This window comes from Companilactobacillus suantsaicola (assembly GCF_004745525.1).
Taxonomy (GTDB): Bacteria; Bacillota; Bacilli; order Lactobacillales; family Lactobacillaceae; genus Companilactobacillus; species Companilactobacillus suantsaicola.
This window is the reverse complement of record NZ_RKLY01000009.1, coordinates 41644-62096: the sequence shown is the minus strand read 5'-3', so window position 1 is coordinate 62096 and position 20453 is coordinate 41644. Positions and strand designations below refer to the sequence as shown.

Here is a 20453-nt window from a genome sequence, read left to right as displayed (position 1 = left end):
TTAATAAGATTTAATAATATCTTTAGCTAATTGTAACGCATTTGTTAAACCAGCTGGATTTTTACCACCGGCTTGGGCCATATCGGGACGGCCACCACCGCCACCTTGAATCTCTTTGGCAATCTTTTTAACTAAATCGCCGGCTTTAACTCCATGATTTTGGGCATCCTTGTTAACGGCTACAACTAGACTGGCTTTATTATCTCCACTAGCACCTAAAACTAAAATATCTGACTTATTATCATTCTTCCATTTATCAGCAAGTTGTCTCAATGTTTCCATGTCGGCTGGGATGATATTGGCAATCACCTTGTAGCCATTGATTTCTTCAACATTGTCGAAGACTTCAGCTGATTTTTGACTTGCAAGTTGTGTCTTCAAGTTTTGGTTATCACGTTTTAAATCTTTAATTTCGTCAATAACTTGAGTTGCTCGACTAGGAACATCTTTTAGTTGGTTGACTTTCAAATTCTTAGCAGTTTTTTGTAATGTTTGTAATTGTTCATTCAAGTAAGCGAAAGCTTCTTCGCCGGTTACAGCTTCAATTCTTCTCGTACCTGAACCGATAGCTGATTCAGAAGTGATCTTGAACAAACCGATTTCTGAAGTATTGCGGACGTGTGTTCCACCACAGAATTCAGTTGAGAAGTCATCTACTTCAACAACACGAACAGTGTCACCATACTTTTCACTAAATAAGGCAATGGCACCCTTCTTCTTTTTGGCTTCTTCAATTGGCAAGACTTCAGTCTTAACTGGAATAGCAGCCCAAATCTTTTGGTTAACAATTGTTTCAAGTTGAGCAATTTGTTCTTCGGTCAAAGCTTGGTTGCTGTTGAAGTCAAAACGTAAGTAATCAGGTTCAACTAATGAGCCTGCTTGGTGTGTTCTTGAGCTGACAACATCACGTAAAGCTTGATCCAACAAGTGAGTAGCCGTGTGGTTGTGACGAACCTTCTCACGGAAGTTAACATCAATTTCTAGTTTGTATTCTGTGTCAGTTGAAATTTCTGACATAACATTTACTAGATGAATATTTTGACCATTAGGAGCGTGTTGAACATCAATGACTTCGGCAACTTGGTTACCCTTCAAATCATAAATGTTACCAACATCGGCTACTTGACCACCCATTTCAGCATAGAAAGGTGTTGTGTCAAAGACCAATTGTGCTTGGCCTTCAGAAATACTTGAAACTTCTTTATCGTCAGCGATAATATTTTTCAAAGTACTTTCAGTCTCGTTCTTATCATAACCAACAAATTCACTTGGTGTCTTGATTTCCATCAATGTTTCATCTTGCATACCCATTGATTGTAAGTTTCCACGAGCTTCACGAGCACGTTGCTTTTGCTCTTCCATGTTTTCCTTGAAGCCGGCTTCGTCAACACTAAGTCCTTCATCACTTGCATATTCACGAGTTAATTCCATAGGGAATCCGTAAGTATCGTAAAGTTTGAAAGCAGATTTTCCATCAATAACTGTTTGGTTATTCTTCTTCAAATCACTGATTACGCCGTTAAGCAAAGCAAGTCCAGCATCCAAAGTTTCTGAAAAACGTTTTTCTTCTTGTTGAATCGTCTTTGCAATAAAGTCTTGTTGTTGGCTAACTTCTGGATAGTAACTTTCCATGATCTTACCAACGATTGGCACTAGTCTGTAAAGGAATGGTCCATTGATACCTAATTTCTTTCCATTCAAGACCGCACGTCTGATCAAACGTCTGATAACATAGCCACGGCCTTCATTTGAAGGAAGTGCACCATCGCCGACGGCAAATGAAACCGTTCTAGCGTGATCGGCAATAATCTTAAAGGAAATGTCATCTTCTTTATTTTCACCGTACTTCTTACCACAAAGCGAACCAACATCTTCGATCAAAGGCATGAACAAGTCAGTTTCAAAGTTAGTTTTCGTACCTTGAATAATTGAGACCAAACGTTCCAAGCCCATCCCCGTATCAATGTTTTTATGTGGTTGTTCAACGTATTTACCATTTGGCAAATGATTCAATTCAGAGAAAACAATATTCCAAACTTCCAAATATCTTTCATTTTCTCCACCAGGATAACTCTCAGGATCATCTTCAGCCAAGTTGTTGAAATCTTGTCCACGGTCATAGAAAATTTCTGAATCGGGACCACAAGGACCTTCACCAATATCCCAGAAATTATCTTCATCCTTCAAGATATGATCTTGGGCAATACCAACTTCAGCCCAAAGTTTTTGTGTTTCAGTATCTTTAGGATAAGTTGTCACATACAAGTTTTCCTTGTCCATGCCGATCCAATCAGGACTTGTTAGAAATTCAAAAGCCCAAGGAATAACTTCTTTTTTGAAATAATCACCAACTGAAAAGTTACCCATCATTTCAAAGAAAGTTTGGTGACGAGCCGTGTGACCAACATTTTCAATATCATTAGTTCTAATACACTTTTGCGCATTAGTGATGCGAGGATTCTTTGGTACAACTGTTCCATCAAAGTATTTCTTCAAAGTAGCAACACCGGAGTTGATCCACAACAAAGTCGGATCGTCCTTTGGAATCAATGATGCACTAGGTTCAATCATGTGACCTTTTGTTTGGAAAAAGTCTAAAAACATTTTTCTTATTTCAGCACTTGATAAATTTTTCATTTTATCTCCCCAAAAAACGAAAAATCGCTGCAATCCCAAGGACGCCCATGCGCGGTACCACCTTGTTTGCAACGATTTCGTTAGCCTCTCAACATTTTTATCTAAAATTTAAGTTGGCAGCATCTTTGTATTAAACTCTTAGGCGTTTTCACCGACTAGCCTTCTCTGAAAGGATTTACTACAAGATATATCCAAAGAAAATATTAACCACGAATGTAAAAATTGTCAATAATTAAAAACTCGTTCTTAGTTTGTTTGTGGGTAAGATGCCGTCTTCCGCAACAGCTCTGGGAAACGCTGGAACGCGGTGGACGCAACTTGAAGCCAATTCCAAAAGCGGGAATTGTCTCCAAGATTGGTCTTTCACTAAACGCTAAAGCGTTAAGTGAAATTTCACGGCTGAGCATTTCCCAGAGCTGTTGCTCCAGACTAGATAACAATTCTATATTCTTGTTCGGGTAATATTCTTGGAACAATATATCGTGTACTATTTAAAATTCGTTCTGAATTTCAGTACAAAATTTGATACCGATACTGTTTTTAATAGAGATTTCATTTCAATACTTGGAATGAGTTAACCAAGATAGAGTGACACTAACTCAAAAATCCAATTTCATAAAAATGAGAACATAGGTTAGTTCCAATAGAACACCTACTTCTAAAAGAATGGAAAACAGCCAAAACATAGATCCACCATTCAGCACCGGAGCAACAAAGCTGATGGGCTCAGCCCTGAAATTATTCTTAGCGCTTCAGCGCTTAGAATAAGGCCTAGTTTTGAGATTTTGCGAACTGTGCAAAAGCTCAAAATAGTGCCCAGGGCGTTCCAGCCCAATCAGCTTTGTTGCGGAGGAGCGGCATACTTCCGCCCCCCAAACTAACTAATTATTCTTTTTACGTCTTGCATCTCTTTGTTTACGACGTTCTTGTCTAATTTGAATCTTTCTTTGTTGACGACGCTCATCTGAGATAGCTTTTTTGATCTTGTTCTTATAGCCTGGCTTGCGCTTTGTCTTTTGCTTCTTAACAAAGCCAACTAACTTAGTATCAAGTTTTTCTTGGTTAGCCTTACGAGTCATTCGATGATCGCGTTCTTGTACGTCAACGACGTCACCGTTCTTGATATCCTTAGGTGCAAACTTGATGCCTAAGTGCTCGATTTCATCAACTTTGTGTTCTTCACCTGGTTCATACAAAGTAATGGCTGTTCCTGACATCCCGTTACGCCCAGTTCTACCAACACGATGGATGAAGAAATCTAAGTCTTCGGGAATTTCGGCATTAATAACGTGTGAGACACCATTGATGTCGATTCCTCTAGCAGCTAAATCAGTTGCGACTACAAATTGATAATCCATATTCTCAACTTGTTTCATCGTTCGTTTACGTTCTCTAGGTGTCAAACCACCGTGAATTCTAGCGACTTTCAAACCTTTGTTACGTAAGTATTGATAAATTTCATCAACGGTCTTCTTCGTATTAGCGAAGACTAAAACTAAGTATGGTTCACCGATAGTCATCAAGCGATATATAATTTCTTTCTTATCACGACCGTGTGTGAACATTAGCCAGTTATCCACATTCTTAGGAATGATACTGTCGTTTTTGATTTCTACTCGTTGAGGACCATTCATGTACTTCTTCAAGAATGGTTCTAGTTTTTGTGGAATAGTTGCGGAAAAGACCATCATTTCACGATCTTCCGGCAATTTGTTTGTAATGTGATCGACTTTTTCCAAAAAGCCCATGTCTAAAGTCATATCGGCTTCATCGACAACATAACGTTGCACATTTTCCACATGGAGGTCATTTTCTTTGATCAAATCCCACAAGCGTCCTGGAGTTCCAATGGCAATTTGTGGTTGATGAGCTTCCAGCTTTCTCTTTTGTCTTTCACGATCAGCTCCACCAACGAAGATAAAAACATTATATTCTTCGGGATAATTCTTCAAAATTGCTTGGGTATCTTCATAAATTTGATAAGCCAATTCTCTACTTGGAGTAGCAATCAACAATTGGACTTCTTGTGTTGGCTTTAAAGCGTTCATTGATGGTAACAAGAACGCATGTGTTTTACCTGAACCAGTTTCAGATTGAACAATAATATCCTTTTTCTTATTTACTAAAGAGATTACTGCTTCTTGAACTTTCGTTGGTTCGTCGAAATTTATTTCTTTTAATGATTTGTTAATAGCATCATTAAAGTTATATTGTGAAAATTTAGTCATCTATTCACCCTTCTGATTAAAATCAGTCACTATTTTTATTAGTTCCTCAAACATTTGTTTAACTTCATCAAGATTTTGAGCAGTTGCTCCACTGGCAAGTGGATGTCCACCACCATCGTGAGCTTTAGCTAGTTCATTAATGATTGGGCCTTGAGAACGCAAGTGCATTCTAAAAGTACCGTCATCTTTTTGAACAGCTTCCATCCAGGAAGTAACTTCTTTCAAGCGACCTGGTGTGGAAACAACTGAATTGGCTTCTTCTTGATTAAGATTTAACTTATCCATTAAATCATGATCAATGATAGCCATAGCGGCACCAGATTTATCGATTTGGAGAATATCATAAATGAAACCTTGAAGTTTGGCTTGTTTCAAACTAACTTCATTCATCTTGTTGTTAATGGCAGCAATATCGACTCCTAAGGCGATAAACTTACCTGCAACATTCATAGTATGTTGAGTCGTTGATGGATAGAGGAATCTTCCCGTATCACCGACGATTCCGGCATACAAATAGTTGGCAACTTCTTTAGTCAATTGCAAGTCGTCAGTATTGTCGATCAAATCGGCAATGATCTCTGAACAAGAACTGGCATCCGTATTAACAAACAATTGGTCTCCATAAACATCATCATTAGGATGGTGATCGATCTTGATCAAGTATGCTCCATCATCAAAACGTTGATCGTCAATTCTTGGTCGGTTGGCTGTGTCACAAACGATTACCAGGGCACCTGCAAAATCCCCATCACTCACCTTTTGTGCTTTTGAAAGCCAAATTAAACCTTCAGTATCATTTCCACCAATTAAAACTTTCTTTTCTGGAAATGCTTGACGAATTGCCGTCGCTAAACCAGCTTGAGACCCTAATGCATCAGGATCTGGATTTTGATGACGTAGAATGATAATTCTATCATATTTTTTAATTGTTGCAATTATTTCAGCGTAGCTATTCATAATTGTCCTCCTTGTAAGACAAATTCAAAGAAACCTCTTCATACGACAATGGATCAAGATTCGTGATCGTAATTCCGAGCAAGCGAATCTTTTGATCAGTTACCCTTAATTTATCATAAATATCCCTTGCGACACGATAAATTTCTGTTTTTGTTTGGACATAGTCTTGAAAACTCATCCGTTTAGTAATGGTTTCAAAGTCTGAATTACGAAGTTTGAGGACAACGGTTTTGCCATGTTGACGTTGTTTTTTCAAATCTTGACTGACTAATTCTGCTAAAAAATTTAATTCGTGATTGATCTGCTCATCAGTCACCAAATTACGATTGTAAGTCCGTTCTCGACCAATCGATTTGCGAACACGATGCCCTTTTATTGGTGAATCATCAATCCCGTGGACTCGTTTATAAATTACGTAACCCATCTTGCCAAATTTTTTCAAAAAGACATCTTGATCTAGCTTTTGCAAATCACCACCGGTATAAATATCCATCTCATGTAGTTTCGTCTGCATCGCTTTACCAATCCCATTGAATTTTTCAATCGGTATCGGTTTTAGAAATTCCGTCGCATATTTACCTAGAATAATTGTGCGACCAAATGGTTTTCGATAATCTGAAGCCATCTTGGCCAAAAATTTATTGTAAGAAATACCAACTGAACAAGTTAAGCGAGTTTCTTTAACGATTCGTTGCTGAATATAATTAGCAATCTTGATAGTATTGGTTTCACCAAGTTTATTCTCGGTTACATCTAAATAAGCTTCATCCAGAGCCACTGATTGGTAGTTGTCAGTTACGTCGCCAAAAATATCGTGAATCTGTTGGGACACTTGCCGATATAAATCAAAATTAGGTGGTGTGATAACGAGTTTTTCTTTCGGAATTAAATCAACTGCTTCTTGAGCTGGCATAGCTGAGTGGGCACCGTACTTTCGAGCGTTGTAATTAGCCGTCGTGACAACTCCATGATGGTGATGCTTTCTAGGATCTTGCGCGACAATCAGACATTTTTTCTTGTATTCGGGATGTTCTCTTTCTTCCACTGAAGCGAAAAAAGCATCCATGTCGACATGGATGACTTTTCTGTTTTCTTCAATTTTAATGGGAATTTTTAAAAAGATAACAAAGACTCCTTAATCGTCCCAAACCCAAGAATTACCGTCACGTTCCAAAAGCATCTCTGAGGCATCTGGTCCCATTGAACCACTCAAGTAATTAGGGAATTCTGGTGTTTGTGAATCCCAACGTTGTCTGATTGTGTCGATGTACTTCCAAGTACTTCTAAGTTCATCCCAAAGCGTAAAGTGAACTCGATTTCCAGAAAGAATATCAATGATCAAACTCTCATAAGCTTCACGAGCCTTATCAAATTCAGCCTCTTCAGGGAACTTGATGAAGTCTTGGCCAGCTTCTTTGTAGTTCACACCATTGATCAAAATGCTGTGACCATTTTCTCTTTCAATCAAGAGTGTCACGACTGAATTAGGTCTGATTCCTAATTCTTTAACTTGATCATTCAAAACAATATCGATTCTTGATGATTTCTTAGGCATTCTCTTACCCGAACGAACGTAGAATGGAACATTACGCCATCTGTCAGTATCAAATTCAATCTTACCAGCGACAAAAGTTTCAATATTTGAATCTTCGGCCACATTGTCTTCTTGACGATAAGCTTTTAAATCACCTAAATTATCAGTGTCATATTGACCACGGACAAAAGCTTGATCAACTTCTTCAGGTGATAATTCCTTCAAACTTGAAAAGAGCTCAGTTTTATTCTTATGAATCACATCCGCATCTTCAGATTCTGGTTCATCACTGGCAACGGCCCCAATAATTTGCATAATATGATTTTGAACCATGTCACGCAAGACACCGGCTGTTTCGTAGTAACCGCCACGATCTTCGACACCAAGGGATTCAGCAAGCGTGATTTGAATATTAGAAACATACTTGTTATTCAGTGCTTGTTCCAACTTAGGATTATTCTTACGAATATTTGGAATATCTTGAATCATTTCCTTACCTAAATAATGGTCGATTCGATAAATATCATTTTCTGGAAAGGCCTTAGAAATGTTGCCGTTCAACTCGCAAGCGGAATCAAGATCCCGACCAAATGGTTTTTCAATAACCAGACGATTATAACCACTTGCCTTCAAGCCTTCAGAATTAATGTGTTCAGCAACGGTACCAAAGAATCTTGGTGCAATTGCCATGTAGTAAACGCGATTATGACCAGCCTCAAATTGGTCATCTAGTTTACTTGCCAAGTTCTTCAAAGCAATGTAATGCTCCGAATCGTTGACATCATGTGATTGATAGAAGAAATGCTTGGCAAATTCTGTCATAACTTCTTCACTATCATCAAAATAGTCCTTTAAAGATGTGACAACTGTTTCACGGAAGTAATCATCACTCCAAGGACGACGTGCGGTACCAATTACGGCAAAGTGATCTTTTAGAAAACCCGATTTGTAAAGACGGAACAATGAAGGATACAATTTTCGATGTGCTAAATCGCCAGATCCCCCAAAAATAATAAAAATTGCTGATTTCTCTTTAGCCATTTTCTAAACTCCTTTGAAAGCATCATGTAGTTCTATTTTACATCATGCGTAATTAAACATCTTGGTTTATGACTTAAAACTTTATAAAAATGTTGTTAGATTAGTATTAATAATAGTACTTAAAGTCTGCTTTAGGTCAAGCGTAAAGTTATATAGGTGTTGTTCTTTATTTTGGGTGGCATTTAGATGCCGTCTTCCGTGACAACTCTGGGAAACGCTGGAACGCTGTGGGCACAACTTGAAGCTTACGCAAAGTACGCGCAATCTCCAAGATTGGCCTTCTTGTAAGCGCTAAAGCGCCAACAAGAATTTCACGGCTGAGCATTTCCCAGAGTTGTCACTCCAGACTAGATAACGTTTCTTTTGGTTTAATTCAATACATTCTGGGGGAACAATAAATTCTATTTTTTTTGATAGAGATTAATATTTTATAGCTCTATATCCCTTTCTATTCATAATCTTCAATTTATCGACTAGGAATATTCAATAAAAATATAAGATTCACACCAATTAATACACAAAGCAAAAACAGCATCTATTCAAAAAACGTAATTGACTATTTTCAAGTTAATACGTTCTTGAACAGATACTGTTATTTTTTCAGATTAGAAAGAAATAAAATATAGAACCACCATTTAGTCCGGAGCGACAAACTCGATTTGGCTCAGTACTGAAATTATTGTTAGTGCTTTAGCACTTACAATAAGGCCGAGCTTGGAGACTTTTTCCGATTTTGAAAAAGGCTTCAAGTCGTGCCCAGTACGTTCCAGCCAAAATCGAGTTTGTTGCGGAGGACGGGATTCTACACCAGTCAAAGTATAGAACTTAAACTATTTTTCTTCTTTTGCTTCTGGTTCTTTAGTTTCAGCGGCTTTTTCTTCAGCCTTTGGAGCTTCTTTAGTTTCAGTAGCTTCTGCTGATTCTGTTGCTTCTACCTTTTCTTCTGGCTTAGCTTCTGTTGTTGTCTTAGCAACTGGAGTTGTCTTAGCAACTGGAGTTGTACGACGAATGAAGTTTAAGTCGAATGTTAGATAAACACCATCACAATCGATTACGATTTCTTTGTCGTCACGATTGATTGAGTGAATTGTTCCTTTTAGACCGCCAAGGGTAACGGCTTTGTCACCAACAGCCATTTCCTTCAACATTTCTTGACGTTTTTGTTGTTGCTTCTTTTGTGGACGAATAGAGATAAAATACATACCAATAAACATTACCGCAACGAAAAGCAATAGACCCATTGAACCACCAGCACCTGCGCCGGCACCTAATGTAAGCATATTCAAATTTTCCACCTCTTAATAATTTACATAAGTATAGGTTACCAAAAATATGACATGGTTTCCATACTAGAAAGATTATCTTCTCAAAATCTTCTAAAAATTCTTAGCATTTTTCTTATTAAAGCCATAATCTTCAAAGACATGTTCTCTAAATTCTAATAAATTATCATCACGGATGGCTTGACGTACGCCCTTCATCAAGTTCAACAAGAAGTATAGATTATGATAACTAGTCAAATGAATACCAAATAATTCGTTGGCATTGATCAAATGACGAATATAAGCCTTAGTGTAATTACGACAAACGTAGCAATCACAGTTGTCATCTAGTGGTGTGAAATCATGAGCATATTTAGCATTCTTAACTACCAAACGTCCGTGACTAGTCATACAAGTACCATTTCTCGCAATTCTGGTTGGCAAGACACAGTCGAACATGTCGATACCACGAATAACACCGTCGATCAAGGAGTCAGCTGTCCCGACACCCATCAAGTAACGAGGTTTGTTCTCTGGTAGTAATGGAGTTGTGAAATCTAGCACCCGATTCATTTCGCCCTTTGATTCACCAACTGAAAGTCCACCGATTGAATAACCAGGGAAATCCATGCTGACAAGGTCTTTGGCACTTTGTTTACGCAAGTCTTCAAAACCAGCACCTTGCACGATACCAAATAACGCTTGCCAATCAGGATTTCTATGAGCTTTCAAACCACGTTCAGCCCAACGACTCGTTCTCTCAACCGACTTTTTGATGTAGTCGTAACTTTCAAAGAATGGTGGACATTCATCCAAACTCATCATGATATCAGGACCCAAATAATTTTCGATCTTGATAGCTTTTTCAGGTGAAAGAAATTCTTGACGACCATTTAAGTGATTGCGGAAATGGACTCCCGCCTCAGTGATATCACGCATCTTGGCTAGTGAGAAAACTTGAAATCCACCAGAATCAGTTAAAATTCCCTTATCCCAGTTCATGAACTTGTGCAGTCCACCAGCTTCTTGAACGATCTCTTCACCAGGTCTTAACCATAAGTGATAAGTGTTGGCTAGAATAATTGACGCACCGATTTTTTCTAGGTCTTCTGGAGCCATATTCTTAACTGAAGCTTCGGTTCCAACAGGCATAAACATTGGCGTTTCAAAAGTTCCATGGGGTGTTTCCAACAAGCCAAGCCGTGCACCAGTGTGTTTTTCCTTCTTTAATAATGTATATTTAATTGCCGATTCCATAACTTCCCTCTACTTAATGAACATTGCATCGCCAAAACTGAAGAAGCGATATTTCTCTTCAACTGCGTGTTGGTATGCGTTCAAAATATTTTCACGACCAGTAAATGCTGCCACGAGCATTACTAGAGTTGATTTTGGTAAATGGAAGTTAGTAATGAATTCATCAACTACTTTCCATTGATAACCAGGTTTGATGAAGATGTCAGTCCAACCACTGTCGGCTTTGATCTCACCATTAAATTTAGTTCCGATTGTTTCTAAGGTTCTAATTGAAGTCGTTCCTGTGGCAACAATCTTACCACCATTTTTCTTAACATCGTTTAAAGTCTTAGCGGATTCTTCATCTAAACGATAAAACTCTGAATGCATCACATGTTTACTAATATCGGATTCAGTCACCGGTCTAAAAGTACCCAGACCAACGTGAAGCGTGACATAAACCAATTTCACACCTTTATCTTCCACTTTCTTCAAAAGGTCTTTAGTCCAATGAAGTCCAGCAGTTGGTGCGGCAGCTGAGCCATTCTCTTTTGCATAAACTGTTTGGTAGCGGTCGGGATCGTCGAGTTTTTCCTTGATGTATGGAGGTAGTGGCATCTCACCTAATTGTTCCAAAATCTCCATAAAAATTCCTTGATAATGGAATTCGATAATCTTGCCACCGTGTTCCAAATCTTCGAGAACTTCAGCTTCGAGTTGGCCATCACCGAATTGAACTTTTGTTCCAACTTTGGCACGTCGAGCAGGTTTCATTAGGACTTCCCACTTGTCGCCTTCAATATTGTTCAACAACAATACTTCTTCGTGTCCGTCGGTATCTTCTTTAGTACCGTACAATCTTGCTGGTAAAACTCTAGAATTGTTCATTACTAAAGCATCCCCAGGATTTAAATAATCCAAAATATCATAAAAATGCTTATCACTATATTCGCCAGTTTCATGGTCGAGGACTAATAGTCTTGATTGGTCACGATTTTTGATCGGTGTTTGGGCGATAAGTTCTTCTGGTAAATCATAATCGAAATCTTCTGTTGTTAGTGTCATCAAAATTCTCCTTTTTGCGTTGGACTAGCTTTCTTCGGGATAAGGCAATCCCATGTGTTGATAACCTTTTCTCGTTACGACACGACCCTTGGCAGTTCTTTTCAAGAATCCCATCTGCATTAAATATGGTTCATAAACTTCTTCAATTGTTTCTTGTTCTTCACCGATGTTGGCAGCGATAACCTTCAATCCAACTGGACCGCCATTGTAGAGTTCAATGATCATTTCAAGGATCCGACGGTCGATGTGGTCAAGTCCGGCATTGTCAACTTGTAATTGGTTCAAAGCTGATTCTGCCACGTCAAAGTCAATCGTATCTTTATTGTCAACTTGAGCGAAATCACGAACTCGTTTCAATAAACGGTTGGCAATTCTTGGTGTTCCGCGGGATCTTCTAGCAATCTCGTGGGCGCCCTCTTCATCAACATTGATGTTCAAAACATTGGCCGAACGAAAGACAATTTTCGATAATTCATCTATGGTATAGTACTCCATTCGCTCGATAATTCCAAACCGATCTCTTAACGGAGCTGATAATTTTCCGGCAGCAGTTGTCGCACCAATCAAAGTATAAGGTGCCAATTGGTGGTGCAAGGAACGAGATTCACTGCCTTGACCGACGATGATATCAATGTAAAAGTCTTCCATTGCGGAGTACAAAACTTCCTCAACTGCCCGTGGCATACGGTGGATTTCATCAATAAATAAAATATCGCCTGGCTCTAATTCATCTAAAACAGCTACTAAATCACCTGATTTTTCAATCGAAGGACCGGTCGTTGTATGGATGTTAACGCCCATTTCATTAGCGATGATCATTGCCAAAGTCGTCTTGCCTAACCCAGGAGGGCCGTATAACAAGACGTGATCTAGGGTCTGTTGTCTTTGTTTAGCAGCTTTGATATAAACATCTAATTCTTTTTTGGCTTTTTCTTGACCTAAGTATTGGTCAAAAGTTTGTGGACGAAGTGTTTGCTCAATAATATCTTCATTATTATCGAGTGAATCTGCATCAGTTAAACGTTCATCATCATTTTGATTTTCGATTGTTAACTCCCCCTACTTACTTAATAATTTCAAGCCAGCACGCAAGTACTCATCAGCACTCTTGTGGGTTTCTTTTTCTAAAGCACTCTTAATTTTACTAATTTCACGAGGTGAATAACCTAGTGACTCTAAGGCTGCCAATCCGTCATCGAGTTCTTGATTGCCGTGACTGTATTCTACTGGAACTTCACCGAGTGTCATCTGACCTTCAGCGGTAAATTTACCGGAGAGATCCAGGATAATTTGTTGGGCAGTCTTCTTACCAATTTTAGGAAATTTGGTCAAAAACTTCACATCGTTATTCTCAATTGCGTGAATCAAACCTTGCAAGTCTTGCCCAGCCAAAATTGCTAAAGCACTCTTAGGACCAATGCCAGAAACACTGATCAGATGTAAGAAGATATTCTTCTCATTCAAATCGTAAAAGCCGTACAAAGTCTGCTCATTGTCGCGGACGATTTGTTCGACGTATACTTTGGCCGTTTGTTGTTCCTCATAGCGATAAGGGTTGGCAACTTGGACTTTATAACCGACTCCTTGTACATCCACGACGATGTAAGAAGGGGTGACTGTGGCGATTAAACCATTTAAATATTCAAACATAATTACTCACTTTCTCTGGTATCATGCGGATCTTGAATTCTTTTAAACATCTTCTCGAGGTCCTTGTTGCTGAACTCGACTAACACTGGCCGACCATGCGGACAATTATAGGGATTCTCTGCCTTAGTCAAATTGTGCAACAACGAAATCGCCTCTTGGTCCGTGATGTGATGGTTAGCCTTGATAGCCCGCTTACAACTCATCATGATGGCATTTTTTTCACGGAAACTCGCCACACTGATTTTAGAATCATTTAGCACATAGTCAATCATTTCTTTGATAGTCGACTCTTCTTGACCTTGAACAAACCAGGTCGGATGCGTGTTGACAACAAAACTGTTTTGCCCGAAATCATCCAAATACAGCCCGATACTTTCTAGCACTGGCTTTTTTTCACGAATCAGGATACTTTCTGAATTAGGATAATCGAGAACAATCGGAACTAGTAGTTTTTGCTGATCTTGTGTCACGCGACCTATTGCCTTGCGGTAATATTCATAGTTGACTCGCTCTTGGGCTGCATGCTGGTCGACTAAATAAAAGCCGTCCTTACTTTCAGCAACCAAATAAGTTCCATGGATCTGTCCGATGTAACGCAAATCCGGAAAACCACTCGGTTGCGGTTCCTTGACTGGCGCTTGGTCAGAATGTTCGACGACTTTGACCTGGGCTTCTTTCTTCAAGCGTTCATCCCACGATTTCAAATGCTCTGGATCACTAAAAATCGGCATCCCGTCAGTCGGTGTGACGAATTCTTTTTCAATTGGTTCTGTTTGTTGAGTTGCCTTTGATTCCAACTCGGATTGTGATTTTGGTTGAGCAACTTCAGTTTGTGTCAACGGCTCACTGATTTTGTCGATTGTTTCAACATCTTCAAAACTGATCTGTTCGGGCTTATACGTATCAACCGGTTTGCGATTGAGATTTTTCACTGCATCGGGAATCAAGTTTTGCTTGGACAAACGTTCTTTGATTCCTTGGCTGATCAAGTCACCAATGTGACCTTCATTTGACAAACGCACCTCTTGTTTAGTTGGGTGAACGTTGATATCAACTAGACTCGGGTCCATTTTGATGTCGATCACCGCAATTGGGTAACGAGCTACCATCAGTTTCGAACCGTATCCACGAACAACGGCATTGGTCAATTGAAAGTTTCTGATGTAACGACCGTTTAAAATCAGTGAAATGTAAGACCGATTTGAGCGGGTCGTATCAGGTTTGGAAAAGAATCCTTTGATTTGATAATCTGGATCAGAATTTTCAAATTGGAACATGTGACTAGCGATACTCCGACCATAAATTCCGGCAATCGTCTGTTGCAAGTTGTCATTACCAGAAGTCCAAACTAAGTCTTTACCTTCATGAATCAAACGAAACGAGATTTCGGGATACCCCATCGCTAAACGGTCAACGATATCAACAATCCGATTCAATTCGGTATGCAATGATTTGACATACTTCAATCGGGCTGGAGTATTGAAGAATAAATCTTCGACCAACATCGTGGTGCCGACTGAACGTGCAAAAGTTTCTTTCTTAACTAATTCATTTCCCGAAAACTTAGCCCGGACAGCCGATTTACCGTCAGTACTCGTTAGAACTGTCAATTTGGAAATAGAGGCAATACTAGCCAGCGCTTCACCACGAAAGCCGAGTGTTTTGATATTGAACAAATCTCGGTCGTTGGCGATTTTACTCGTCGTATGTGGCATGAAAGCTACTTCAACATCATCAGCGTTGATTCCGTTACCGTTGTCGTTAACTTCAATTGACTTTAAACCTGATTGAGCAACCGTGATGAGGATCTGGGTTGCTTTGGCATCAATCGAGTTTTCCACCAATTCTTTGACAACTGAAGCCGGACGCTCGATAACTTCACCAGCCGCGATTTGATTGCTCAATTCGACTGGTAACTCATGAATTACTCCCACTATTTCCACCTTCTTTACTTAAGTTTCTTTTGCCACTTGTAGAGCAGATTAATGGCCTCAATTGGTGTGACGCTCATTAAATCTTGACTCGTTAATTCTTTGATAACTTGGTTTTCTTTCTTTGATTCTTTTTTAACAGGTTTTTCCTCAGGGAAAAGCGAAAGTTGTGTTTCATCCTCAACCGGTGTCACGCTTGGTTGTGCCTGTATTTGTGCTGCTGGTTCATGAATACTTTCTGACAAAGTTGTGTGAACGGAATTACCTTCTAAGCCTGACAAAATTTTACTTGCGCTAGTTAAAACTTCATCCGGTAAACCGGCCAATTTAGCCACGTGGATTCCGTAAGACTTATCCGCTGGTCCGGGTAAAACCTTGTGCAAAAAGACTAAATCGCCATTTTCTTCAGAAGCGTCAACGTGAACGTTTTTCACTCCCGGCAACTGACTCTCCAACTCGGTCAATTCGTGATAGTGAGTTGAAAACATCGTCATCGCTTTAACATTCTTGTCAATGTATTCGATGATAGCTTGAGCTAACGCCATTCCATCATAAGTAGCCGTTCCACGACCGATTTCATCAAAGATGATCAAACTATTTTCAGTCGCATGTTTCAAGGCATCATTAGCCTCACGCATTTCAACCATGAAAGTACTGTCACCAGAGATTAAGTCGTCAGCCGCCCCAATTCTAGTGAAGATATGGTCAAAAATTGGCAACTTGGCGCTAGTAGCTGGTACAAAACAACCGATCTGAGCCATAATGACGATCAAAGCCAATTGTCGCATGTAAGTACTTTTACCAGACATGTTTGGACCAGTTATCAACAGGATGTTGGTTTCTTGGTCGAAAAAGACGTCGTTAGGGATGTAGGAATTGTTGCTGAGAACTTTTTCCACCACCGGATGGCGACCATCTTTTATTTCCAACTGGTGTCCGGAAACAAATTCAGGAGCCACGTAATGATAATCTTCACTGACGACTGCAAAACTTTGCAAGACATCTAAGCGTGACAAAATGTTAGCTAGTGCTTGGATCCGTCTGATCTGTTTTTTAACTTTGCTTCTGATTTGATCAAAGAGATGATATTCCAAACTCTTAGATTTTTCTTCAGCCTCGAGGATCAAGTTTTCCTTCTCTTTTAATTCTGGCGTGATATAGCGCTCGGCATTGACCAGTGTCTGCTTTCTCGTGTAACGGTCTTCAGGCACCTTGTCGATATTGCCGCGGCTAACTTCGATGTAATAGCCGAAAACTTTGTTGTAACCGATCTTCAAATTGTTGATACCGGTCGATTCTTGTTCCTTAGCTTTCAAGGTTGCTAACCATTGCTTACCGTTTTTCGATGCGTCGAGATACTGGTCAAGTTGGTCATTGTAGCCTTCCTTGATCAAACCGCCATCGGTAACGGAAATTGGTGGTTCTTCGACTATCGCCTTGTCAATCAAGTCACGAATATCAGCCACTTCATCAATTTGTTCAACGTAAGCTGATAAATTGTCATCGCCAATATCTAAGAGAATCGATTTAATTTCAGGAACTTGTTCTAAGGACGTCTTCAATTGAATCAAATCGCGTCCATTGACTGTTCCATAGGCAACTCTTCCGGCTAATCGCTCCAGGTCGTAAACCTTAGTCAAATAATCTTGGAATGATGAACGTTGGAAGTAATTGTCGAGAAAAACTTGCACCAATTGTTGGCGTTGTTTTAACTTATCCACACTGATTAAAGGACGTGCCAACCACTGTTTAAGCAGACGACTTCCCATAGCAGTTTTAGTTTCGTCCAATAGCCACAAGAGTGTTCCGGATTTTTTATTCGTGCGAATATTTTTGAACAGTTCCAAATTACTTTGAGCACTGTGATCCATCAATAAATATGAAGAAGTTTCATATGACTGGGCCGCCTTCAAATGGTCAAGTGAACGCATCTGGGTTTTGATCAAATAACTTATCAACAGCTTAACGGTGGATACTTCATTTTCAGAAGTGATATTGGAGAAATCGAAACTGTAATTTTCTTCTAGTTCATCTATTTTCGAGATTAAAATACCAATTTTTCGCAACCGGTCTAAATACTTTTGCGGAAATTTGCCGTAGACAACCGTTTCCTTCGTATCAAGGTTTTGCAATTCGTTAGTTAAATCGAGTTCATTATCAACCGATGTCACTTTAACTTCACCGGTGGATAAATCGGCGTAAGCTAAACCAAAGCCATTTCTATTTGAAGTGATTGCGGTGATGTAGTTATTGTCCTTAGCTTGGGATGACTTATCCATGATCGTACCTGGAGTGACAACTCGAGTGACCCCGCGCTTAACCATTTTGCCTTGCGCATCAGCTGGATTTTCGAGCTGGTCACAAACTGCCACCTTGTATCCCTTGTCAACTAAGGTATCAATGTAACCCTCGATTGCGTGATGGGGAACGCCGCACATGGGAATACCCTCATCCGCTTTCTTATTGCGAGAAGTTAACGTTAACTCTAAAATTTGCGAGCCTTTGACAGCATCGTCATAAAACATTTCATAAAAGTCACCAACTCGATATAACAAAAAAGCATCTGGGTATTGTTTCTTATACTCCAGATATTGCTCCATCATTGGTGTTTCTTTAGTTTTTTGAGGCATGAATTCCCTCCATTAATTCAAAAAAGTTTGATTGTTCGGTGTAATGACATAATTCTTAATGCTTCGAGCATTGTTGGTCTTATCATTGATTTCAATCACGCAAAAACCAATCTGCATGCGGCCATCCTCGTCCACATCAAATTTGTTCGGTCTTTGAGTGAGAAAGTTGTTGATGATTGGTTCTTTTTTATCGCCCAAAATCCCATCATATGAACCGGTCATTCCGACATCAGTCAAGTAAGCTGTCTCTTTGTTGATAACTTGTGCATCGTTAGTCTGCACATGGGTATGCGTTCCACAGACAGCTGAAACTCGTCCTACGGTGTAATTAGCAAAAGCAATTTTTTCACTAGTAGTTTCCGCGTGGAAGTCAACAAATTTTACCGCATCTTGATCCAATTTGGCTAACAATTCGTCGGCCGCTAAAAATGGATTATCAATTGCCCGCATCAAAGCCGTTCCCATCATGTTGATGACGTAAACTTTCTTTGAGTTGACATTGATTTCGATGAAGCCTCGACCAGGAACATTTTTCCCAGGAAAATTATACGGACGCAAAATATTTTTCTTAGGATCATCGATGAAATCAAGAATTTCCCGCTTATCCCAAGTATGATTTCCTCCCGTAACAACGTCAGCTCCAGCACGAGTGATTTTTTGATAGTCCGGCTCTTTAGTACCCTTTCCACCAGCCGCATTTTCACCATTGACAATGGTTAGTTGTGGCTTAACCTTCTTTTTAATTTCCGGTAGATACGTTTCAAGAGCTTTAATGCCGACAGAACCCACGACATCTCCTACGAAGAGTATTTTCATTATATTTTATCCCCAATCTTTACCTATGATATTGTATCAATTTTAACCAGAATAAAAAAGACCAAGCGAACGCTTGGTCGGGTAAAATTGGTCATCTAATGTGAGAAAGCGTTGCAATTTCCTTTCAATTGAAATATTCAAAATCATATTATTTGTACTATTATTTGGATAAAAGTATTAATTAGATAATAGTTATAATATGCATTATTTTTATTTAATCTTTGGGAACAGCACAAGTTAGGGGAGTTTTATAATTTTAAAAATGGATTGAACAAAGAAAAAGCTTTTTTTGGTTCTGGTGTGCCAATAGTAAATTTTGTAGATGTATTTCACAATAGAATCTTGATGCCGGACATGCTAATGGGACGTGTGACACTGACTGAAAAAGAGATAAAGAATCATGAAATTAAACAGGGAGATATCTTCTTTACTAGAACGTCTGAAACGATTAATGAAATTGGTTATCCATCTGTAATGCTTGGTGTACCTGATTGCACAGTTTTTAGTGGCTTCGTATTACGAGGACGTGCTATTGGAGATGATCCTTTAAACAATCTTTTTAAAAGTTATATTTTTTTCACAGAACATTTTCGTAAAGAGATGATCAAAAAAAGTTCCATGACGACAAGAGCATTAACTTCTGGAACGGCCCTTAAAGAAATGATTATTAAATTTCCGGCGTCAGAAAATGAACAAACAAATATAGGGATATTATTTAAACATTTAGATGTTATTATTGCTTTACAACAACGGCAGTTAGACCTATACACAAAACTAAAAAAAGGACTATTGCAGAAACTATTTCCTAAAGACGGGGAAAACGTGCCCGAGATTAGATTTGCTGATTTTCATGATGATTGGGAACATCATAAGTTCAATGAAATTTATAAAAAAGAGACTGAAAAAAATGATTTATCATTTGGTAGTGATAAGATCATTTCGGTTGCAAAAATGTACTTCAAAAATGATAATCAGGATTCAAAAGTCGATTATATGAAGACTTATAATATTTTCAGAGTTGGAGATATAGCTTTCGAAGGAAACAAAAGTAAAAATTTTAAATTTGGCAGATTCGTTGAGAATACAATTGGCGACGGGATTGTTTCACATGTATTTGATGTATTTAGACCAATTAATTTGGATTCTCATGGTTTAATATATTGGAAATATGCAATACATGACGAATTGTTCATGAGAGATATTCTTAGAAAAGCTACTACACATGCAACAATGATGACAAATCTTGTTTCAAGTGATTTTCTAAAGCAAACGATACGAGTACCTTGCTATGAGGAACAAAATCAAATTGGAAATTTATTGCAGAATATTGATAATTATATTGAATCTGAACAAAGCAAATTAAAAGAAATGAAAATTCTAAAGAAATATCTTCTACAAAAACTATTTATTTAACAAAACTGATGTTTTAAATTTCAACTTCTGGATAATAAATAATGGCACAAAAT

General features: G+C 38.8%; 14 protein-coding genes. 1 reads left to right on the top strand and 13 read right to left on the bottom strand.

Features of this window, described 5'->3' with window-relative positions:
• From alaS to EGT49_RS04875, 13 genes are all read right to left on the bottom strand, one after another.
• Nucleotides 1–2637, bottom strand: a complete 2637-nt coding sequence (gene alaS, locus EGT49_RS04940) for an alanine--tRNA ligase (protein ID WP_135372101.1) — start codon at nt 2635–2637, stop codon at nt 1–3.
• A gap of 881 nt (nt 2638–3518) precedes the next feature.
• A complete protein-coding gene (locus tag EGT49_RS04930) occupies nt 3519–4865 on the bottom strand; it encodes a DEAD/DEAH box helicase (protein ID WP_135372097.1) in 1347 nt (448 codons plus the stop codon).
• The gene (locus EGT49_RS04925; protein WP_135372095.1) at nt 4866–5822 is read right to left on the bottom strand and encodes a DHH family phosphoesterase; all 957 of its coding nucleotides are present in this window, start codon (nt 5820–5822) and stop codon (nt 4866–4868) included.
• Nucleotides 5815–6945: a DNA polymerase IV gene (dinB, locus tag EGT49_RS04920; protein WP_135372093.1), complete on the bottom strand. Its 1131-nt coding sequence runs from the start codon at nt 6943–6945 to the stop codon at nt 5815–5817. Before dinB ends, EGT49_RS04925 begins: the two co-directional genes overlap by 8 nt.
• A 12-nt stretch (nt 6946–6957) precedes the next feature.
• On the bottom strand, nt 6958–8397 hold the full coding sequence (gene zwf, locus EGT49_RS04915) for a glucose-6-phosphate dehydrogenase (protein WP_135372091.1): 1440 nt from the start codon (nt 8395–8397) through the stop codon (nt 6958–6960).
• 830 nt (nt 8398–9227) lie between these two features.
• A complete protein-coding gene (gene yajC, locus EGT49_RS04910) occupies nt 9228–9677 on the bottom strand; it encodes a preprotein translocase subunit YajC (RefSeq protein WP_135372155.1) in 450 nt (149 codons plus the stop codon).
• Between the two features lie 96 nt (nt 9678–9773).
• Entirely contained in the window at nt 9774–10916 is a 1143-nt protein-coding gene (tgt, locus tag EGT49_RS04905) for a tRNA guanosine(34) transglycosylase Tgt (protein ID WP_135372089.1), read from the bottom strand.
• A gap of 9 nt (nt 10917–10925) precedes the next feature.
• Complete coding sequence (gene queA, locus EGT49_RS04900) at nt 10926–11960, bottom strand: tRNA preQ1(34) S-adenosylmethionine ribosyltransferase-isomerase QueA (protein ID WP_135372087.1); 1035 nt, start codon at nt 11958–11960, stop codon at nt 10926–10928.
• A gap of 24 nt (nt 11961–11984) precedes the next feature.
• Nucleotides 11985–13007 (bottom strand): Holliday junction branch migration DNA helicase RuvB, encoded by a 1023-nt coding sequence (ruvB, locus tag EGT49_RS04895; protein ID WP_135372085.1) that lies wholly within the window; start codon nt 13005–13007, stop codon nt 11985–11987.
• Between the two features lie 12 nt (nt 13008–13019).
• A complete protein-coding gene (gene ruvA, locus EGT49_RS04890; protein WP_135372083.1) occupies nt 13020–13610 on the bottom strand; it encodes a Holliday junction branch migration protein RuvA in 591 nt (196 codons plus the stop codon).
• 2 nt (nt 13611–13612) lie between these two features.
• Nucleotides 13613–15544, bottom strand: a complete 1932-nt coding sequence (mutL, locus tag EGT49_RS04885) for a DNA mismatch repair endonuclease MutL (RefSeq protein ID WP_135372081.1) — start codon at nt 15542–15544, stop codon at nt 13613–13615.
• A gap of 14 nt (nt 15545–15558) precedes the next feature.
• Entirely contained in the window at nt 15559–18171 is a 2613-nt protein-coding gene (mutS, locus tag EGT49_RS04880; protein ID WP_135372079.1) for a DNA mismatch repair protein MutS, read from the bottom strand.
• A 12-nt stretch (nt 18172–18183) separates the two neighbouring features.
• Nucleotides 18184–18987: a TIGR00282 family metallophosphoesterase gene (locus EGT49_RS04875; RefSeq protein ID WP_135372077.1), complete on the bottom strand. Its 804-nt coding sequence runs from the start codon at nt 18985–18987 to the stop codon at nt 18184–18186.
• 267 nt (nt 18988–19254) lie between these two features.
• Here EGT49_RS04875 and EGT49_RS04870 point away from each other — a divergent pair, with 267 nt between their 5' ends.
• Nucleotides 19255–20400, top strand: a complete 1146-nt coding sequence (locus EGT49_RS04870) for a restriction endonuclease subunit S (protein ID WP_135372075.1) — start codon at nt 19255–19257, stop codon at nt 20398–20400.
• Nucleotides 20401–20453: the final 53 nt, after the last annotated feature.